This is a genomic window from Snuella lapsa, from assembly GCF_039539345.1.
In the GTDB taxonomy this organism is placed as follows: Bacteria; Bacteroidota; Bacteroidia; order Flavobacteriales; family Flavobacteriaceae; genus Snuella; species Snuella lapsa.
On sequence record NZ_BAABCY010000085.1, the window covers coordinates 1 to 20,062 of the forward strand.

18 protein-coding genes are annotated in these 20,062 nt (G+C 35.2%); 9 read left to right on the plus strand and 9 right to left on the minus strand.

Annotated elements, in window-relative coordinates; all coding sequences use genetic code 11:
- The first annotated feature begins 198 nt into the window (after positions 1 to 198).
- The 5 genes from thrS to ABD792_RS15745 all read left to right on the plus strand — a co-directional run bounded on the left by thrS (position 199) and on the right by ABD792_RS15745 (position 6,842).
- Positions 199 to 2,133 (plus strand): threonine--tRNA ligase, encoded by a 1,935-nt coding sequence (gene thrS / locus ABD792_RS15725; RefSeq protein WP_345007322.1) that lies wholly within the window; start codon positions 199 to 201, stop codon positions 2,131 to 2,133.
- A gap of 28 nt (positions 2,134 to 2,161) precedes the next feature.
- Positions 2,162 to 2,710, plus strand: coding sequence for a translation initiation factor IF-3 (infC, locus tag ABD792_RS15730; RefSeq protein ID WP_345007363.1), 549 nt, complete (start codon positions 2,162 to 2,164; stop codon positions 2,708 to 2,710).
- A 62-nt stretch (positions 2,711 to 2,772) separates the two neighbouring features.
- Positions 2,773 to 2,970 carry a 50S ribosomal protein L35 gene (gene rpmI / locus ABD792_RS15735; protein ID WP_102754533.1) on the plus strand — a complete coding sequence of 66 codons (198 nt, stop codon included), beginning with the start codon at positions 2,773 to 2,775 and terminating at the stop codon, positions 2,968 to 2,970.
- Between the two features lie 119 nt (positions 2,971 to 3,089).
- Positions 3,090 to 3,434 carry a 50S ribosomal protein L20 gene (gene rplT / locus ABD792_RS15740; RefSeq protein ID WP_199113810.1) on the plus strand — a complete coding sequence of 115 codons (345 nt, stop codon included), beginning with the start codon at positions 3,090 to 3,092 and terminating at the stop codon, positions 3,432 to 3,434.
- 156 nt (positions 3,435 to 3,590) lie between these two features.
- Complete coding sequence (locus ABD792_RS15745) at positions 3,591 to 6,842, plus strand: amidohydrolase family protein (protein ID WP_345007323.1); 3,252 nt, start codon at positions 3,591 to 3,593, stop codon at positions 6,840 to 6,842.
- Positions 6,843 to 6,913: 71 nt separating this feature from the next.
- Here the strand turns inward: ABD792_RS15745 and ABD792_RS15750 are convergent, their stop codons facing one another.
- Positions 6,914 to 7,336 (minus strand): secondary thiamine-phosphate synthase enzyme YjbQ, encoded by a 423-nt coding sequence (locus tag ABD792_RS15750; RefSeq protein ID WP_345007324.1) that lies wholly within the window; start codon positions 7,334 to 7,336, stop codon positions 6,914 to 6,916.
- A gap of 145 nt (positions 7,337 to 7,481) precedes the next feature.
- On the opposite strand from ABD792_RS15750, the gene ABD792_RS15755 reads away from it, so the two are divergent.
- Positions 7,482 to 8,300, plus strand: coding sequence for an HAD family hydrolase (locus tag ABD792_RS15755; protein ID WP_345007325.1), 819 nt, complete (start codon positions 7,482 to 7,484; stop codon positions 8,298 to 8,300).
- 80 nt (positions 8,301 to 8,380) lie between these two features.
- Positions 8,381 to 8,821: a hypothetical protein gene (locus ABD792_RS15760; RefSeq protein WP_345007326.1), complete on the plus strand. Its 441-nt coding sequence runs from the start codon at positions 8,381 to 8,383 to the stop codon at positions 8,819 to 8,821.
- Between the two features lie 6 nt (positions 8,822 to 8,827).
- On the opposite strand, the gene ABD792_RS15765 is transcribed toward ABD792_RS15760, so the two are convergent.
- The 6 genes from ABD792_RS15765 to tgt all read right to left on the minus strand — a co-directional run bounded on the left by ABD792_RS15765 (position 8,828) and on the right by tgt (position 16,166).
- A complete protein-coding gene (locus tag ABD792_RS15765; RefSeq protein WP_425568186.1) occupies positions 8,828 to 10,015 on the minus strand; it encodes an asparagine synthetase B in 1,188 nt (395 codons plus the stop codon).
- Positions 10,016 to 10,148: 133 nt separating this feature from the next.
- Positions 10,149 to 11,693: a replicative DNA helicase gene (dnaB, locus tag ABD792_RS15770; protein ID WP_345007328.1), complete on the minus strand. Its 1,545-nt coding sequence runs from the start codon at positions 11,691 to 11,693 to the stop codon at positions 10,149 to 10,151.
- Between the two features lie 168 nt (positions 11,694 to 11,861).
- Entirely contained in the window at positions 11,862 to 12,815 is a 954-nt protein-coding gene (locus ABD792_RS15775) for an acetyl-CoA carboxylase carboxyltransferase subunit alpha (RefSeq protein WP_345007329.1), read from the minus strand.
- A 69-nt stretch (positions 12,816 to 12,884) separates the two neighbouring features.
- Entirely contained in the window at positions 12,885 to 13,796 is a 912-nt protein-coding gene (locus tag ABD792_RS15780) for a DMT family transporter (RefSeq protein ID WP_345007330.1), read from the minus strand.
- Between the two features lie 121 nt (positions 13,797 to 13,917).
- On the minus strand, positions 13,918 to 14,994 hold the full coding sequence (locus ABD792_RS15785) for an LptF/LptG family permease (protein WP_345007331.1): 1,077 nt from the start codon (positions 14,992 to 14,994) through the stop codon (positions 13,918 to 13,920).
- Between the two features lie 41 nt (positions 14,995 to 15,035).
- Positions 15,036 to 16,166 carry a tRNA guanosine(34) transglycosylase Tgt gene (gene tgt, locus ABD792_RS15790; RefSeq protein ID WP_345007332.1) on the minus strand — a complete coding sequence of 377 codons (1,131 nt, stop codon included), beginning with the start codon at positions 16,164 to 16,166 and terminating at the stop codon, positions 15,036 to 15,038.
- A gap of 214 nt (positions 16,167 to 16,380) precedes the next feature.
- Here tgt and ABD792_RS15795 point away from each other — a divergent pair, with 214 nt between their 5' ends.
- Positions 16,381 to 16,965, plus strand: coding sequence for an outer membrane beta-barrel protein (locus tag ABD792_RS15795; protein ID WP_345007333.1), 585 nt, complete (start codon positions 16,381 to 16,383; stop codon positions 16,963 to 16,965).
- A 76-nt stretch (positions 16,966 to 17,041) separates the two neighbouring features.
- On the opposite strand, the gene ABD792_RS15800 is transcribed toward ABD792_RS15795, so the two are convergent.
- Positions 17,042 to 17,389, minus strand: a complete 348-nt coding sequence (locus ABD792_RS15800; protein WP_345007334.1) for a VOC family protein — start codon at positions 17,387 to 17,389, stop codon at positions 17,042 to 17,044.
- Positions 17,390 to 17,622: 233 nt separating this feature from the next.
- On the opposite strand from ABD792_RS15800, the gene ABD792_RS15805 reads away from it, so the two are divergent.
- Positions 17,623 to 18,660, plus strand: a complete 1,038-nt coding sequence (locus ABD792_RS15805) for a methyltransferase (protein WP_345007335.1) — start codon at positions 17,623 to 17,625, stop codon at positions 18,658 to 18,660.
- A 126-nt stretch (positions 18,661 to 18,786) separates the two neighbouring features.
- Here ABD792_RS15805 and ABD792_RS15810 read toward each other — a convergent pair whose 3' ends face one another.
- On the minus strand, positions 18,787 to 19,791 hold the full coding sequence (locus tag ABD792_RS15810; protein ID WP_345007336.1) for a DUF6340 family protein: 1,005 nt from the start codon (positions 19,789 to 19,791) through the stop codon (positions 18,787 to 18,789).
- Positions 19,792 to 20,062: the final 271 nt, after the last annotated feature.

Below are 20,062 nucleotides of genomic sequence, written 5' to 3' on the forward strand. Positions count from 1 at the left end.
TACACCACAAAACAACAACACTGGAAACCAAATGGTTACAACACGGAATATATCTACAACCTCTTCAAACTGCACAAAATACCCTACAAAAAGAAATTCCAGACCAAGCCAAAACGAATCATGAAAATTATACATATATATATATTGTATGTCTCTTTATATCCTATTATCTTTGCCAACTGAATTTAATTTATTTCAATGATAGATATAACATTGCCCGATGGAAGCATAAAGACGTTTGAAGCGAACGTTACTCCTATGGACGTAGCCAAGAGTATAAGTGAAGGATTAGCCCGAAACGTGATTTCGGCAAGTTTTAATGGTAACACCATTGAAACGGTTACACCATTAACAACTAATGGTTCTTTAATACTTTATACATGGAATAATGATGAAGGTAAAACCGCTTTCTGGCACTCGTCTGCACACGTTTTAGCACAAGCTATTGAAGAGTTATACCCAGGAGCTAAGCTAACTATTGGCCCCGCTATTGAAAACGGCTTTTATTATGATGTAGATTTTGGAACACACAGCGTTTCTGAAAAAGACTTTAAAGCCATTGAAAATAAAATGTTAGAAATTGCTCGAGGAAAGCATGATTTTAAAATGCGTTCAGCAAGTAAATCAGAGGCTTTGGAGTTATATAAAAATAACGAATACAAGACTGAGTTAATAGAAAACCTTGAAGATGGCACAATTACATTTTGCGATCATTCAACGTTCACAGACTTATGTCGTGGAGGCCATATTCCAAACACAGGCATTATTAAAGCTGTAAAAATCTTATCGGTAGCTGGAGCCTACTGGCGAGGAAATGAAAATAATCCTCAGTTGACCCGAGTTTATGGTATTTCTTTTCCTAAGCAAAAGGAACTTACAGAATACTTAAACCTATTAGAAGAAGCAAAAAAACGAGATCACAGAAAACTAGGAAAAGAGCTAGAACTGTTTACTTTTTCCCAAAAGGTTGGACAGGGCTTACCCTTATGGCTCCCAAAAGGTGCTGCACTTCGTGAACGGTTAGAAAACTTTTTGAAAGCAGCTCAAAAAAAAGCTGGTTATGAAATGGTAGTAACACCACACATTGGTCAAAAAGAACTATATGTCACTTCTGGTCACTATGCTAAATATGGAGAAGATAGTTTTCAACCAATACACACACCAAAAGAGGATGAAGAGTTTTTGTTAAAACCAATGAATTGCCCACATCATTGTGAAATATACAAAAACAGTCAATGGTCGTACAAAGACCTTCCAAAGCGTTATGCAGAATTTGGAACAGTATACCGTTATGAACAAAGCGGGGAATTACATGGCTTGACTCGTGTAAGGGGCTTTACGCAAGATGACGCACATTTATTTTGTATGCCTGAGCAATTAGATCAAGAATTTAAAAATGTTATAGACCTAGTACTTTATGTTTTTGGGTCATTAGGTTTTGAAAACTTCACGGCTCAAGTATCACTAAGGGATCCTGAAAATCCTGAAAAATATATAGGTTCAATCGAAAATTGGGAAAAGGCAGAACAAGCAATAATAAATGCTGCAAAAGACAAAGGTTTAAATTACGTAATAGAAACCGGTGAAGCCGCGTTTTATGGTCCCAAATTAGATTTTATGGTTAAAGACGCATTGGGAAGGCGTTGGCAATTAGGCACCATTCAAGTAGATTATAACTTACCTGAACGGTTTGACCTAACATACAAAGGTAGTGACAATGAGCTACATAGACCCGTAATGATACATCGTGCTCCCTTTGGAAGTATGGAACGCTTTGTTGCTCTTTTATTAGAACACACAGGTGGGAATTTCCCTCTTTGGCTAATGCCAACACAAGCTATTATCCTATCAATTAGCGAGAAATACGAAAAATACTCCGAAAAAGTTTTAAATTTGCTAGAAAATAACGAAATTCGCGCCCTTGTAGACCATAGGAATGAAACTATTGGAAAGAAGATTCGGGAAGCCGAAATGCAAAAACATCCTTATATGATTATTATAGGAGAGCAAGAAGAGAAGGAAGGGAAAGTAACTGTGCGTCGACATGGTGGTGAAGATTTAGGAATGATCTCAGTTGAGGAGTTCTCTAAAATAATAACAACAGAAATAAGCAATACGCTAAAAACATTTTAAAATAAAGTTTAATTAAAAAAATAAAGCCATAGCAATTCGAAGAAGAAGACAACCCTCAAGAAGGGTAGAACAAGAGGATAAACACAGAATTAACTCTAAGATCACATCGCCAAGCATTCGTCTTGTTGGAGACAATGTTGAAGTTGGTATTTATGATACTCGTAATGCTTTAAAAATAGCTGACGAGCAAGGTTTAGATCTTGTCGAAATTTCACCTAAAGCAGATCCACCTGTTTGTAAGGTTATGGATTACAAAAAGTTTCTATACGAACAAAAGAAACGGGATAAGGCTTTAAAATCGAAAGCGACCAAGGTTGTTGTTAAAGAAATTCGTTTTGGCCCTCAAACCGATGACCACGACTACGAATTTAAAAAGAAACATGCCGAAAAGTTCCTTAAAGAAGGAGCCAAACTTAAAGCATTTGTATTCTTTAAAGGACGTTCGATAATATTCAAAGAGCAAGGTCAAATATTGTTGCTTCGTTTAGCTCAAGATCTTGAAGAGTATGGAAAAGTTGAACAAATGCCAAAATTAGAAGGTAAACGTATGACAATGTTCATAGCCCCTAAAAAATAAATAATGCTGAAATCTTCAGCACAAAAATAATTAAGCGAAGTAATTAAAACTAGGAGAAGAAGATGCCTAAAATGAAAACTAAATCCAGTGCCAAAAAACGTTTTAAGTTAACAGGTACAGGTAAGATTAAAAGAAAGCACGCTTTTAAAAGTCACATCTTAACAAAGAAGTCTAAAAAGCGTAAACTTGCTCTAACTCATGATACATTAGTACATAAGTCGGACGAGGATAATGTTAAAACCATGTTACGTTTAAAGTAACACCGTTTTAACCGGTTAAATAAATTTACAAACCCTGGAGTTAGGCAACAAAAGAATTCAAAATTCGGAATTCAAAATTTAGAATTAATGGATCGCCTACTACAAAAAAATTAAAAATTATGCCAAGATCAGTAAATTCTGTAGCAAAAAGAGCCAGAAGAAAAAAGGTTCTTAAACAAGCTAAAGGCTACTTTGGAAGACGTAAAAACGTTTGGACAGTAGCTAAAAATGCGGTTGACAAAGCGATGCAATACTCGTATAGAGACCGTAGAAACAAAAAGAGAACATTCCGTGCTTTATGGATCACGCGTATTAACGCTGGAGCCAGAGAACATGGTTTATCTTATTCTCAATTCATGGGATTATTAAAAGCTAACAATATCGAATTAAACCGTAAGGTTTTAGCTGATTTAGCTATGAACAATCCTGAGGCTTTTAAAGCTGTAATAGAGAAAGTAAAATAAGGCGTTCCGCCTATTGTAAAACATATTATATTCGCTTAATAAAAATCCGGTTCTTCATTGAATCGGATTTTTTTTGTGCCCAAATTTTCAGTTTATTTTAACAGTAGAACCAAGCGCAACTAACTATCTTTAACCCAAACTAAAATACACAATCTAATGAATCGTATCCATATTATTACCCTCTTGTTTATCACTCTTTCTATTAATGCTTTTGGCCAAGAAAAAGAAACGGCTTGGGATGTTTCAAACCCCAAAGGCGAATGGGGTTTTAAAACTTTAGAATTGTCTACTAATGAAGGAACTTGGATGAATTTAGATGTAAGCCCCGATGGTAAATTTATCGTTTTCGACATGCTAGGCGATATCTATAAACTAAGCATAAATGGAGGGAAAGCAGAGGCACTGAGAGAAGGGTTACCCTTTGAAGTTCAACCACGCTTTAGCCCAAATGGCAAATATATTTCGTTTACCAGTGATGCTGGCGGTGGGGATAATATATGGGTTATGAATGCAGATGGTAGCAATGCAAAACAAATTACCAAAGAAGATTTTAGATTATTGAACAATGCTATTTGGACGCCGGATAGCCAATACCTCATTACTCGTAAACATTTTACCTCAAGCCGCTCATTAGGAGCTGGAGAATTATGGATGTACCATAAAACAGGTGGCAGCGGTATACAATTAACCAAACGTAAAAATGATCAACAGGATGTTAATGAGCCCTGCATTTCTCCTAATGGAAACTATTTATATTATAGTGAAGATGTTTATCCTGGAGGCGCATTTGAATACAACAAAGACCCAAATAGCCAAATCTATGTCATAAAAAGATATGACATGACCACAGGAAAGATCGAAACCATAACTGGAGGACCAGGCGGAGCTGCTAGACCACAAATTTCTAGAGATGGCAAAAAGCTAGCATTTATTAAACGTATTAGAACCCAAACGGTATTATATATTCATGATCTAGAAACTGGTGAAGAATGGCCCATTTATGACCAACTCAATAAAGACCAACAGGAGGCTTGGGCTATTTTTGGTGTTTATCCAAATTTTGCCTGGTTACCAAACAATGAAGACATTATTATATGGTCTGGAGGAAAAATAAATAAAATAAATACGAGCTCATTACAAGTATCCCCTATCCCCTTTCACGTTGATGCTAAAATAAAAATTGCCAAAGCTCTGGAATTTAATAGTCCGGTAGCTCCCGATACCTTTGAAGCCAAAGTTATAAGACATGCCATTACCTCACCTGATAAAAAAACAATAGTCTTTAATGCTCTTGGTTATCTCTGGATCCAAAAACTACCCAACGGTAAACCAAAACGATTAACCAGTGGAAAAGACTTTGAGTTTGAACCTTCCTTTTCTCCTGATGGCAAGAATATTGTTTATGTTACTTGGAACGATAAAAACCTTGGTGCTATTTATAGCCTATCTGTTAATGGAGATAGTATTGTAAAACTTTCAACAGAAAAAGGGATTTACAGAAATCCCTCATATTCAAATAACGGTGCACATATTGTTTATAGAAAAGAAGCTGGAAATAACGAACAAGGAAGAACATTTTCTAAAAACCCAGGCCTATATACCATGAACGCTGATGGCTCCAATATAAAATTAATTTCTAAAGCTGGAGACTACCCTGTTTACACTATAGATGATTCCCGAATTATATATCAAACTGGAGGTTCCTTTATGGGGTCCCTAACAAAAGAATTAGTAAGTGTAGACATTAATGGTTTCGATAAACTCACGCTTGTAAAATCCAAACACGGCAACAGATTAGTACCAAGCCCTGACGGTAATTGGTTAGCATTTATACATTTGCATAAGGTTTACATGGCTCCAATGCCTAAATCTGGTCAGACACTGGATATTACTGATAAGACCAAATTCATTCCGGTTACACAACTATCAAAAGATGCAGGTATTAACCTGCATTGGTCTAGAGATAGTAAAACTCTCCACTGGACATTAGGCAACACATATTATTCGGCCGAAGCCAAGGAAGGTTCCAAACTTGTTGAAGATGGTATAAAAATAAATTTAGAAGTAAAAACAGATAAACCTGAAGGATTAATTGCTTTTAAGGGCGCTACTATTATAACCATGGAGGGAGATGAAGTCATTGAAAACGGCACCATTCTAGTCAAGGATAATAGAATTAAAGCCATTGGAAAAGCTTCAGGTGTTAAAATCCCTGCTAATGCTAAAGTTTATAATGTAACAGGAAAAACCATTATGCCTGGCATTGTAGATGTTCATGCACATATTGGAGGATTTCGATATGGTTTAACCACACAAAAGCACTGGCAATTTTATGCCAATTTAGCTTATGGTGTAACTACTGCTCACGACCCATCTGCACATACAGAAACGGTATTCACTTTATCTGAATTACTTAAAAACGGTAGCTTGGTTGGCCCTCGTCTCTACTCTACTGGCTTTATTTTATATGGAGCAGATGGTGATTTTAAAGCAGTTATAAACAATTTAGATGATGCCCGTTCTTCTATTAGGCGTACTAAGGCATTTGGTGCACTTTCTGTAAAGAGTTACAATCAACCTAGGCGTGAACAGCGTCAACAGGTCATTCAAGCCGCTCGTGAAGAAGGTATTTTTGTTGTTCCCGAGGGTGGCTCTACTTTTTATCATAATATGACCATGATTATGGATGGTCACACGGGAGTGGAACACAACATACCAGTAGCTCCCATCTATAAGGATGTTTTAGAACTTTGGAGTCATAGTAATACTGGTTATACACCAACACTTATAGTAAACTATGGTGGTCTTAATGGTGAATACTATTGGTACCAAAAAACTAATGTATGGGAGAATGAAAAACTCTTAAAATATACACCTAGAGGTATTATTGATTCTCGTTCCAGACACCGTACCATGGTTCCAGATGAAGAGTACACTAATGGTCATATTTTAGTTTCTGAAACCTGTAAGGCTTTAAGCGACGCTGGAGTGAAGGTTAATTTAGGGGCTCATGGCCAGTTACAAGGTCTAGGAGCCCATTGGGAATTATGGATGCTCCAACAAGGAGGTATGAGTAATCATGAAGCTCTGAAAGCCGCTACTATCAATGGAGCTAAGTACATTGGAGCTGGCAATGATATTGGTTCCCTTAAAGTTGGCAAACTAGCCGATTTAATCGTTATGGATAAGAACCCTTTAGAGGACATCAAAAATTCCGAAAGTATTATTTACACAATGATTAATGGGCGTTTATACGATACAGAAACCATGAATGAAATAGGCAATTACTCAAAAAAACGCGACAAGTTTTATTGGGAAAACAACAAATACAACCAAGCCTTTCCCTGGCATGAGGAAAGTGAAAGTTTTACCATACCAGGTTGTGGCTGTCATGTGGGTTCTCACTAAAAATAAAGCCTAAAAGGAAGTGTTCTATGAGGGTGTTTTAATAACAACTGAATGCTTCCTTTTATATTTTTTTATACTCCATATGCAGTAACAACCAAGCTTCTTGCACCTCCGTAATCTCTGTGCTCGCATAAATAAATACCTTGCCAAATTCCTAAATTGAGCTTACCTCTTGTAATGGGGATTTGTACAGAGGCCCCTAAAATTGAGGCCTTGATATGTGCCGGCATATCATCAGCTCCTTCATAAGTATGTTCATAATAAGGAGCGTTTTCTGGAACCATTTCATTAAAGTGGCGTTCAAAATCATTTCTAACCGTATAATCGGCATTTTCATTAATTGTTAAACTTGCAGACGTATGCTTTATAAATACCTGCAACTGCCCCATTGCAATTTGATTTAACTCTGGAGTACTCTCTAAAACCGTATCTGTTATTAAGTGAAATCCCCTTGGATATGGCTGTAACTTTATTTCTCTTTGAAACAACTTCATACTTTATTGCTTTATCCTCTTATTGTATATTGTTCCAAAATTGCACAATTAATCTTTAACTACCTTAAAATATTCATAATAAGTTAATATGAAACAAATTGCCATGTCAATTGATAAATTTAAATTTGTGCCTTAATTAGTTTATATGAATTTATCCCAAGTAAAATTAGTTGTGACCGACATGGACGGCACCTTATTAAATTCCAATCATGAAGTTAGTTCCCGTTTCTTTGAACTTTTTAAAAAAATGAAAACTCATGATATTCTCTTTGTTGCTGCCAGTGGACGTCCATATTATGGCATAGTAACCAAATTTGACACAATAAAAGATGACATGATTATTGTAGCCGAAAATGGCGGCCTAGTGGTTAAAAACGGCAACACACTTCTTTCAAACCCCATAAAGAAAGATAATTTATCGGAAATCACTGGTCTGGTAGCTTCATTAAGCAATGTACATCCTGTGTTCTGCACCAAACAAAAAGCTTATGTAATGAGTAAATCTAAACCGCTTTTAGATTTATTATCGGAATATTATGCTTGTTATGAATTAATTGAAACGCCCGAATACATTGATGAAGACATCTACAAAATAGCATTGTTTCATGAAGAAAACTCTGAAAAACACATATACCCTCATGTTAAACACCTAGAGTCTAACTTTAAGATAAAAATCTCCGCAAACCATTGGGTAGACATTTCTGAAAACATTGCCAATAAAGGGCATGCTGTTAATTTAATACAGAACATGTATAACATAAAAGAGGAAGAAACCATGGTTTTTGGCGATTACAACAATGATCTTGAAATGCTTGAAACGGCATACTTTAGCTATGCCATGCAAAATGCCCATCCAAAAGTAAAGTCTGTCGCACGCTTTGAAACTAAAAGTAATAACGACTTTGGTGTCGAACATATTTTGCATAAACTCCTACTTGATAAAGAAAAACTGGTCACAGAGTAGCCTTTAAAATTATTCGAAAAGATTACGCAACCTTTTTCATTTTTTTTCATCTTATAGTATAAACTAAATATTATTTAAGAATGAAGCGTACTTTTTTAATTGTATTATCCTTTACCTTTCTATTAACTGGTTGCTCGGTTAATACTAGCGACGAAAATAACAATCAGGTATATAGGTACTTGTGGCATTTGGTAAATGTTACTGGTGGTATTTCTGGTGTAGATGAGCAATTTTCGTTAGACACAGTTGTTTGGGTTTTTGACGAAGTAAACGGTAAGATTACGGTTACTAATTCAAATGACGATCCCGAGAAGGAGGATGGCTTGGATTCGGGCGTATACGATTTCTCAATTCAAACTATTGACGGTAATACTTTCTTGACTGTAGGCAATACAGAAATAGGAGGCATAACTTTCCCTTCTCTAGAAGAAATGATTCTTAATGAAAATGAGACGTCTTCAGGCCCTGGTTCAGATGGTTTTATATATAACTTTCAACGAACTGTAGAAGTTGTTCAATAAAACATATTAGGTTTTCTGCTTCTTTTTTCGAGCTGCTGGAAATAATACATTATTTAATATCAAACGATACCCGGGAGAAGTTGGATGTAAATCAAGTTCTGTCTTAGCGTCACCAACACGATGTTGATAGTCTTCCGGGTCATGCCCTCCATAAAAGGTAAAAAAACCTTTTCCCTTTATGCCATGGATGTACTTAGCCTCCCCATTCGATTTGTTTTCCCCCATTATCAATACATTCGATTTTATTTCATCTCTTGTAAATGCAGTGGTTTGTCCCATAAAACCTTTAACCAAAGCTGTATGGTTTTGGCATAGCATGGTAGGTATAGGATCCCATTTTGCTGAAAATTCCATAAGCGTAAAATAATCGGTAGTTCTGGAAATCATTGAACGTTTCCTAGTCATATCTATTGAAGAAAACTCATAAACCGTTGGGCTTTGCTCTAATGTAAAATCTCTAAAAGCAAAGGTTTTACTATAATCGATCTTGTTTTGGTAACCTGGATCACTACCATCACCGTCGAACATAGGTTCACAAATGTCAACACCTTCGGCAGACAAAGCGATATCAAAACTATCCGTTGCACTACACATCGCAAACATAAAACCTCCTCCAACAACGTAATCCCTAATCTTTAAAGCCACATCGAGCTTTTCTTGTGACACTTTACTATAACCTAACTTTGAAGCTAATGCTTCGGCATCTTTCTTTTCTTGAATATACCATGAGGTAGCTCTGTAAGTCCCATAGAACTTTCCATATTGCCCGGTAAAATCCTCATGGTGCAAATGTAGCCAGTCAAATAATAACAAACCATCATTTAACACTTCTTCATCATAAACGGTTTCATAAGGAATCTCTGCGTATTGTAGTACCATTGTAACAGCATCATCCCAAGGCAACTTACCCTTAGGCGTGTAAACAGCTATTTTAGGCGCCTTTTCCAAAACAACTGCTTCCATATTTTGGCTGGGACTGCTAACATGTTCTAAAATACTTTCGGCTTCACTGTTTGAAATGACTTCAAAGGATACGCCTCTAATTTGACACTCCTGTTGTATTTCTGCTATATCTGGTAGCAAAAATGAACCTCCACGATAATTCAGCAACCACTTTACTTTTAACTGCTTATTTAATGTCCAATAGGTAACACCATAAGCTTTTAAATGGTTTTTCTGACTTTCAGCATCCATTGGAATAAGCAAATATGATGCAAACGTATTAATTGATAGGAATACAAATAATATGATAACCAAAGGTTTTTTCATAGACCGAAAGGTAATCAAATTTATCTTGAGTTAAAATTCTTTAAAGAATATTCTATGATTAAAATGGTACATCGGAGTCATCATCTTCATTAAATGCACTTCCAAAAGCTTGATCCGGACTTGCTGTAAAATTGTCTGATGACTTAAACGGGTCATCATTATCGCCTGCGTTCATTTTACTATGGAACTCAAACGGTGAATCAAAGTCATCCAAATTATCAAACTTACCTAAGTGCCCAAGGAATTTCAATCGAATATTTTCTAAACCTCCATTCCTATGCTTTGCTATTATAAATTCTGCTTGACCTTCTGTTGGTGATCGCTCATCGTCATCCCATTCTTCAATTTTGTAATACTCAGGTCTATAAATAAACGATACAATATCTGCATCTTGTTCTATCGCACCAGATTCACGTAAATCTGACAATAATGGACGTTTACTGCCTCCACGTGTTTCAACAGCACGAGATAGCTGTGACAGTGCAATAACGGGAACCATTAATTCTTTTGCTAGAGCTTTAAGGTTTCTGGAAATCATCGAAATCTCCTGCTCACGGTTACCTCCATGACTATTACCACCAGTCATTAGCTGTAAATAATCGATAATAATTAACTTAATACCATGCTGGGAAGATAGCCTTCGAGCCTTTGCTCTTAGATCGAATATGGAAAGAGATGGTGTATCATCTATGTATAAAGGTGCTTTTTCCAAGCCTTTAACTTTTACATTAAGTTGTTCCCATTCATGTTTTTCCAATTTTCCTGTACGCAACTTTTCTGAAGACAAACCTGTTTCGCTTGAAATTAGTCGGGTAATCAATTGAACAGAAGCCATCTCTAATGAGAAAAAAGCCACTGGTATATTTTGGTCGACCGCTATATTCCTTGCCATAGACAGGGTTAATGCCGTTTTACCCATACCGGGACGTGCCGCAACAATAATTAAATCGGATGGTTGCCATCCTGAAGTTAATTTATCTAGCTTATCGAACCCCGTGGGAATACCACTGAGTCCTTCTTTATTGGAAATCTCTTCAATTTTTTTCTTAGCCTGAATAACCAGTTCCTGGGCTGTTTCACTAGATTTTTTAATATTACCTTGGGTAACTTCGTATAATTTTGCTTCGGCATTATCCAGCAGATCAAAAACATCCTTAGTTTCATCGTAAGCTTCTTCAATGATTTCGCTAGAAATCTTAATTAAACTACGTTGAATAAATTTTTGCAAAATAATACGAGCATGAAACTCTATATGCGCTGATGACGATACCTTTTGTGTCAAAGAAATGAGGTAAAAATCCCCTCCAACCAATTCTAGCTTGCCATTTTTCTTTAACTGCGTTGAAACAGTTAATAAGTCTATAGGTTCACTGTTTTCGAACAACTGAAAAATAGCTGCAAATATATGTTGATGTCCTTCTTTGTAAAAAGCTTCTGGATTTAATATATCAATAACCTCATCAACGCCTTTCTTATCGATCATCATCGCTCCCAGCACAACCTCTTCAATATCAATGGCTTGCGGGGGGATTTTCCCTTTTTCGAGATTAATTATGGTGCTTTTATCAACTTTGTATCCTTGAATTTGGCTGGGTTGTTTCATGACTACGAATGTAATTAAAATGAAAATGTTTTTAAGATAAAGCTGGTTATCATTGTTAACCATTCATTAACAATATAGCTGTTAATAAATTACAAATATTGTGAATAACTACAAAAAAAATCTGAAGCTATATGCTTCAGATTTTAAGATGATATGATTTTAAAAGGCTTAGCCTTTATAGACTCCCATTTGAACATATTTATCCATACGTTGGGACACTAAATCTTTTGGTGATAAGTTTTTTAATGCCTCATAATTTTTCAAAATAGTATTCGCTACAGTTTTAAATGTCTTCTCTCTATCTCTATGGGCTCCTCCTAGAGGCTCCTTGATTATTTCATCTACTAATTTTAGTTTTTTCATATCGCTTGCTGTTAGCTTTAATGCTTTGGCAGCTTGCTCTTTATATTCCCAACTATGCCAAAGAATGGATGAGCACGACTCTGGGGAAATAACAGAATACCATGTATTTTCCAACATAAGCACTCTATCTCCAACACCAATACCTAAGGCTCCACCCGATGCACCTTCTCCAATTACAATGGTTATTACAGGCACTTTTAAACGAGTCATCTCTAAAATATTTCTGGCAATAGCTTCTCCTTGACCTCTTTCTTCTGCTTCAAGCCCGGGGTAAGCCCCTGGAGTATCCAAAAGGGTTACTACTGGTATACCAAACTTCTCGGCCGATTTCATTAATCGCAAAGCTTTTCTATAACCTTCAGGATTTGCCATTCCAAAATTTCTATATTGGCGTGTTTTAGTATTATATCCTTTCTGTTGTCCTATAAACATAAAGCTTTGATCTCCTATTTTTCCAAGACCACCAATCATTGCTTTATCATCCTTAAAACTTCTATCACCGTGCAACTCTAAAAAAGAATCTCCGCAAATGGCTCTTATATAATCTAATGTATACGGTCTATCTGGATGCCTAGACAACTGTACGCGTTGCCATGGTGATAAATTTTTATAGATCTCTTTCTTAGTGTCTGTAAGCTTTTTTTCAATCTGCGCACAAGTTTCGGAAACATCTACATCGCTTTCTTCTCCTATCACTTTACATTTTTGCAATTGCTGCTCTAAGTCCTTTATTGGAAGTTCAAATTCTAAATATTCCATAAGAATTTATGTTATTAGCTATTAATTTGGTTAGCGTACAAATATAAAAACTTTAATTATGATACACTGCTAAGATTCTTTTCTTTTTAATATTCTTGTGTTTTTTAAAATAGCATTCAAGAATACTGTACCAATAATAATAGAGGCACCATAGTAAAACATTGGGCTCATTTTTTCTTTTTCTGGAAAGAGAATAATGGCTATTATAATACCATAAACTGGTTCTAAATTATAGGTTAAAACCACTGTATAAGGACTTATATACTTCATTATTTGCACGGCTGCTATAAATGCATAGGCCGTGCAAATGGATGCTAGAATAAAAAGATAGCCAAAATCAGCTTTACTGATATTAAAAAAATTCCAGGAAAATCCATCACCAAAGAGCAGTATAAAAATAGAAATGAAAATTACGCCACTTAAAAACTCATAAAAAGAAATAACCGTTGCTGTATGCTGTTTTAAAAAATGTCCATTAAGGACAGCAAACAATGAGGACAAAAAGGCAGAACTAATACCTAAAACAATACCCGTTACGTATTTTATTTCGCTTTGGGTTATTATATAAACACCTATTACAACAAGAACTCCAAGAAAAATTTCATACCCAACAATACGTCTTCTATAAACAATGGGTTCTATAAATGAAGCAAAAAATGCTCCTGTTGAAAACATTGCTAATGCAATGGATACGTTGGCTTCGTCAATAGAGCCAAAAAATGTGATCCAATGCAAGGCTATGATAACACCTGCCACGGACAGCCTTAAAATAGCTTTTGGAGTAATTTTTATTTTAACCTTAGCAACCTTAACATAGATTAACATAATTAACGAAGCAATTAGCATTCTATACCATACTAAATCGATTGCCTTAATACTAATCAATTCTCCTAAAATAGCCGTAAATCCGGCTATAAAAACCAAAAAATGAAGATGCAAAAAGTTTTTAAGCTTAGGCTTATTGTGAAGCAATCTATTCATTTTAACTTACTCTTTTAAGCCCTAACTCTGTTAAAAGGCTTAGTCTAAATTCAGTTCTCCTTATTAAGCTATTAATACACTAAATACTTAAGTCAATTTTATGATTAATTTCATAATTACCCTAGCGTTTGGCTTTTATTAAGAGATAAATAGCCAAAATTCCAAAAATAACATTAGGAAACCATACAGCTATTAATGGAGGGAAATCTGACTGTTCTGCCATCACGCCAAAGATCTTATCAAAAAACACGAACACCATGGCAATACAAATACCTACGGCCAAATTGACTCCCATTCCTCCACGGCGTTTAATGGAGGAAACGGCTACGGCGATAATGGTTAAAATAAATACAGAAACTGGCAAGCTCCATTTCCTATAAAGGACTAGTTTATACCGTCCTACATTCGATGAGCCACGAGCTTCCTCTTTATCTATAAAACTTTTTAACTCAGAATATTGTTTGATTTCGGCAGCATAGATAACAGGCGTAAGATCATCTACATCAAAAGCGTACAGGGTATCTTTTCTTCTAACTATTTCCAAACTATCCGCTCCTTCTTTAACAATACGCTTTACGTAATCGGTTAATCTGTAAGTGGAGTCTTTTTCAATATATTTAATCGTTCTTGCCTTCTCTTTGTAAACTAATTTATTGTCTTTATAGTGTTCAAGTGTAAAGTCTCTCCCCTCCTTATTTTTTATGTTAAAACTACTAACGTAAATAATATCGTTATCATTAATTTGCCTAAATACGTTAGTGTTTTGTACAGCGCTCCTACCTTTTCTAAAATATTTATAGCTAAAATCATTAAATCCTTTACTTGCTTTGGGGGCTAAATACATGCCCAATACCAAAGACAAAATCCCAACAAAAAAAGCACCTATCAAATAAGGACGTAAAAACCGTGTAAATGAAACTCCTGAACTTAAAAACGCTATAACCTCTGTATTATTGGCTAACTTTGATGTAAACCAAATAACCGATAAAAACAAAAATAATGGAAATAAAAGATGGGCAAAATAAATGGTAAAGTCCCAAAAATACAGCATCACTTCACCAAATGGGACCTCATTTTCTAGGATTTTACCAATCTTCTCGGCTAAATGGACTGTTATTCCAATCGGAATAAACAGCAATAGCATCATGAAAAATGTAAACAAATAACGTTTTAAAATGTACCAATCTAAAATTTTCACACGTTTAAATTTTAGTTAATTAATTATCTTATTTATATTAATTACAAACGTTTATCCATTTGTTTCACCATTTTATCTTTCCATTCTCTAAAATCACCTGCTAATATATGTTTTCTAGCTTCACGAACCAACCATAAATAAAAACCTAGATTATGTATGGTAGCTATTTGCTTACCTAACAACTCGTTAACAGTAAACAAATGTCTTAAGTAAGCTTTACTGTACTCGGTATCTACAAATGTTATGCCCATTTCGTCAATGGGAGAAAAATCGTCTTCCCATTTTTTGTTTTTAATATTTATTGTTCCATGTGCAGTAAACAACATACCATTTCTAGCATTTCGTGTAGGCATCACACAATCGAACATATCTACACCTAACGCAATATTTTCTAAAATATTGATAGGCGTTCCTACTCCCATTAAATAACGTGGTTTGTCTTCTGGCAAAATACTACATACTACATCGGTCATAGCATACATCTCCTCGGCAGGCTCTCCAACCGACAAGCCTCCAATAGCATTAGCAACAGCACCTGCATTGGCTATATACTCTGCAGATTGCATACGCAAATCTTTATAAGTACTTCCCTGAACTATTGGAAAAAAAGCTTGACCATAATCATACTTCAATGGTGTTTTTTCTAAATGGGCAATACAACGATCCAACCAACGATGCGTCATATGCATTGATCGTTTTGCATAATTATAATCACACGGGTATGGAGTACACTCGTCGAAGGCCATAATAATGTCTGCTCCAATACTTCTCTGTATTTCCATTACATTTTCTGGAGTAAATACATGATAGCTTCCATCTATATGGGATTTAAACTTAACTCCTTCTTCTTTAATTTTTCTATTAGATGATAATGAATAAACTTGATACCCTCCAGAATCAGTTAAAATATTTCTATCCCAATTCATAAATTTGTGTAGGCCTCCTGCCTTTTCTAAGATTGGGGTTTGGGGTCTTAAATATAAATGGTAAGTGTTACCCAATATAATATCTGGGTTTATTTCATCTTTAAGTTCACGCTGATGAACTCCTTTTACAGAAGCTACGGTTCCAACAGGCATAAAAATTGGTGTTTCTATAACACCATGATCTGTCGTTATTTTTCCTGCTCTTGCCTTACTTTGTGAATCTTTAGCTTTTAATTCAAATTTCATGTATATCTATTTATCATGTCTTTAATCTATACGCCATTTTACATTATTAAGTGAGCCAATCGTTAAACATGATCTGGTATAATTCACTTTAAAATTTAAAGACAATCGTTGGCAAATATAATTACTATAAACTATATGAAATGTTATAAAAAGAAAATAATATTGCTTTGGCAACGTTTTTGATTAATGTATTACCAATAAAAAAAATACTATTATGAAACATCCCATTTTTATTTTACTACTCCTAGTAGCCATTCCTACTTCTGTAATATCCCAAACGGCTCATGGCTTTGGCTTTAAAGCCGGTTTAAACTACAATGCCAATGGAGATTATTTTGAATCCATTGGTAGCAATGCAAAACACCCTGATAGAAATATAGGATACAACTTTGGATTGTTTGGAAAAATAGGAAACCAGGTCTATTTTAAGCCTGAAGTTGTTTTTACAAAAACAAAAAGTGATTATAATGATGATAGCTTTAGCATGCAAAAACTAGATGCCCCATTGCTTGTAGGTTTAAAAGTTATAGGGCCTGTTAGTGTTTTTGGCGGCCCTGCTTTGCAGTACATTTTGGATACCGAATTTGATGGTATATCTATTAATGACATTGAAAACGAATTTTCTGTTGGATTAAATTTTGGTATCGGCCTTAACTTTAAAAAGATTGGTTTAGATGTAAGATATGAACGTGGTTTTAGCGATAATGAAGCGAGCTTTTTAAACAATAATAATATTGGTACAAGCCGATTAGATGCAAGACCCGATCAGCTTATTTTAAGTTTATCTTTTATTTTATAGATATCGTTTCCTTTAAACCTTGATTACCTAGTTAGCATAAGCCATTTGAATAGTAGTTTACAGCTATTTAAATGGCTTATTTATCAGACCAAACTGCCAGTTCATTTCCTGATGGGTCTAAAAAATGAAACCTACGCCCTCCGGGAAATGAAAATATATCTTTAGAAAGCCTTCCTTTAACTTCTAGTATTTTTGCTTTTATCGCATCTAAATCTTCATGGTAGAGTACCATCAACGCGCCATTAACGATCTCTCCTTTTGTTCTCTCAAAACCGCCTTCTAAGCCACTATTTGAAAATGCTACATAGTCAGGGCCGTAATCTGTAAAATCCCAACCAAAAGCTTGGCTATAAAACGTTTTTATTGTTTCAAGATTTGTTGCTTTAAACTCTACATAGTTGATTTTATTGTTTTTAACCTCCATCTACAAATAATCTTTATTCGTTTTGTTAAGTAACTGAAATTTACAAAAAACAAAGGATTTCTTAAAACGAAATATCCCGGAGTCAGAACCATGAAGAATTCTTTTCGATTATACATTTAATATCTATAACCAGAAAAACATCCCGAATGGCTTAAATTCACTATATTTAATATCTAACAACTTATTATTATAAATACATTACATCCAATAAGAAACGCTAAACAACCAACAAAATGGACACAGAAAACACAAATCAAGTAACCCCGTCTAAAATCATGCAAATAGGCATGGGCTTTTGGGCCTCAAAAACCCTTTTATCGGCTGTTAATATGGGGCTGTTCACACATTTAGCAAATGGTTCGCTAACAGGTGAGGCAATTCAAGAAAAATTAGGATTGCACAAAAGATCTCTTTTTGATTTTTTAGACACCCTGGTAGCTCTAGGGTTCTTAAAACGTACTGGAATTAAAGAGAATGCGTTGTATAGCAATTCGGAAGATACAGATATGTTTTTAGATAAAAACAAATTAAGCTATATAGGAGGCATTTTAGAAATGTCCAACAATCGATTATACCCATTTTGGAACGATTTGGAAACATGTTTAAAAACTGGTAAGCCTCAAAACGAAACAAAGCATGGAGGGCAACCAATTTTTGAAGCACTCTATAGTAATGAAGATACTTTAAGGGAGTTTATACATGGTATGGGAGGGGTACAAGCGGGCAACTTTATGAAATTGGCTCATGAATTTGATTTTTCCAATTATAACACGCTTTGTGATATTGGGGGCTCTGGAGGTAATCTTTCAATACATATTGCCAAACACAATGCTCATATAAAATGTATTTCATACGACCTCCCTCCTGTTGGTCCTATTGCAAAAGAAAATATTAAAATGATTGGGCTAGATGATAGAATAGATGTTGTTTCTGGCGACTTTTTTAAAGATGATTTCCCAAAAGCCGACGTTATTACCATGGGCAATATTTTGCACGATTGGGGTATGGAGGATAAGTTAATGCTAATAAAAAAAGCTTACGACGCATTACCAAAAGGTGGATTGTTTGTCGTTATAGAAAATATAATTGATAATGAAAGAAATAAAAATGCCTTTGGTTTAATGATGTCCTTAAACATGGCTATTGAAACCAATCAAGGCTTTGATTTTACAGCTTCTGACTTTAACCAGTGGGCTTTAAATACAGGTTTTTCAAAAACGAAAATTATGCCTTTAACGGGACCTTCAAGTGCTATAATAGCTACTAAATGATCTGAAATCGACAATCGAGATTTAAATGCTCTGAGGCTCATCCGAAATCAAGAATAATTTCTTTTAACTACCTCGCGTGTTTGCACAGAGGTAGTTTACTTCTCCTGTATGACTTTGAAAGTAGCTTTAAAACTCTAAGTTTCTTCTTCTAAGAAGTGTTTTTGAATAATCACGACCTAGTTTATCCCCATAATCTCTATAGGCTTGTTGTGCCCATTGCAAAGCTAGGTTGGTTTCTCCCAACACCTCATAAGCAACAGCTATATTTAAAGCAGCTCTTCCTGCAGATTTGCTATTTGTATCTTCTGCAATCTCTCTCCATATTTCAATAGCTTCCTTCCATCTGGCAACTTCAGTAGATCGCCATCCTCTATCAAATAACCGCTTATCCTTTCCTTTTCCTTTTTTATACATATCCCGTTTTACCCTATAATACCCAGGTAAAAACCTACTAACATAATCAAGACCTGCTGCATAAGCTGTTTCATGAAGTGCATTAACGGGAGGTAAATCATTAACTAAATCGAAATCCATGTAGTAGGTTTGTTGAAAATGATCAGAAATACTTTTCGTTACGGGATCGTATAATCGCCAATAGCTCTTTACATCAACGCGTACCCGCGATGGAAGTCGTAAATTTGGTTTTCCTGTTGTCATCACAGACGATACCTGATCAGCAATAGCAGAGCGTAAAATATTGGAATTGGAATCGAAGGTCTCCAGTACTAAAAGAGCATCGGCTTGTGCTGAATTACAAATTGAGGCCACGCGTTCCCAGTTTAACTTATCCGGCATTTGTCGAGTACCCGTACCATAAATCCTTAATGTGTCAGGTATCACGATATTAAGATGGCTCTTGTTTTGTAAACCATCAAACGCTCCTTTTATTACTTCATCGGAAGCCAACTTATCAGATCCTGCAATTTCACCTGTTGCTATTGATTCCAACACCTCTCCCCTTTTGTCCTCCTCTTTTGTCAATGAACGGTTTAGTACAACTATGTTATTAATACCTTCTGGAAGTACCACCATTGGTTTTTGAGGGTAATCCAAACGTACATAACCATAACTTCCACATGAAGCAAGGCTTAGCATTAACAATAACGAAAATAGAAAGTAGATTTTGTTCATAATTTCATAATATTTAGTGACTTGACTTTTATTTTCAATAAACATGCCATAATTTTAAATAGCCTATTTCTAACAACACGACATTATACTTTAAAATTAGGCATTGTGTGTTCTTCAATTGTGATTATTTGATTATAAAAAGGCTACTAAAATTGACTCTCCCATAACAAAAGCATAAGATACCGGTATACAAAAACTAAAAAATCCGGAGTGCATAATAATCTCCGGATTTTAAAAACTTCATTCTATAGTCTTTAACGGTTAACCGTTT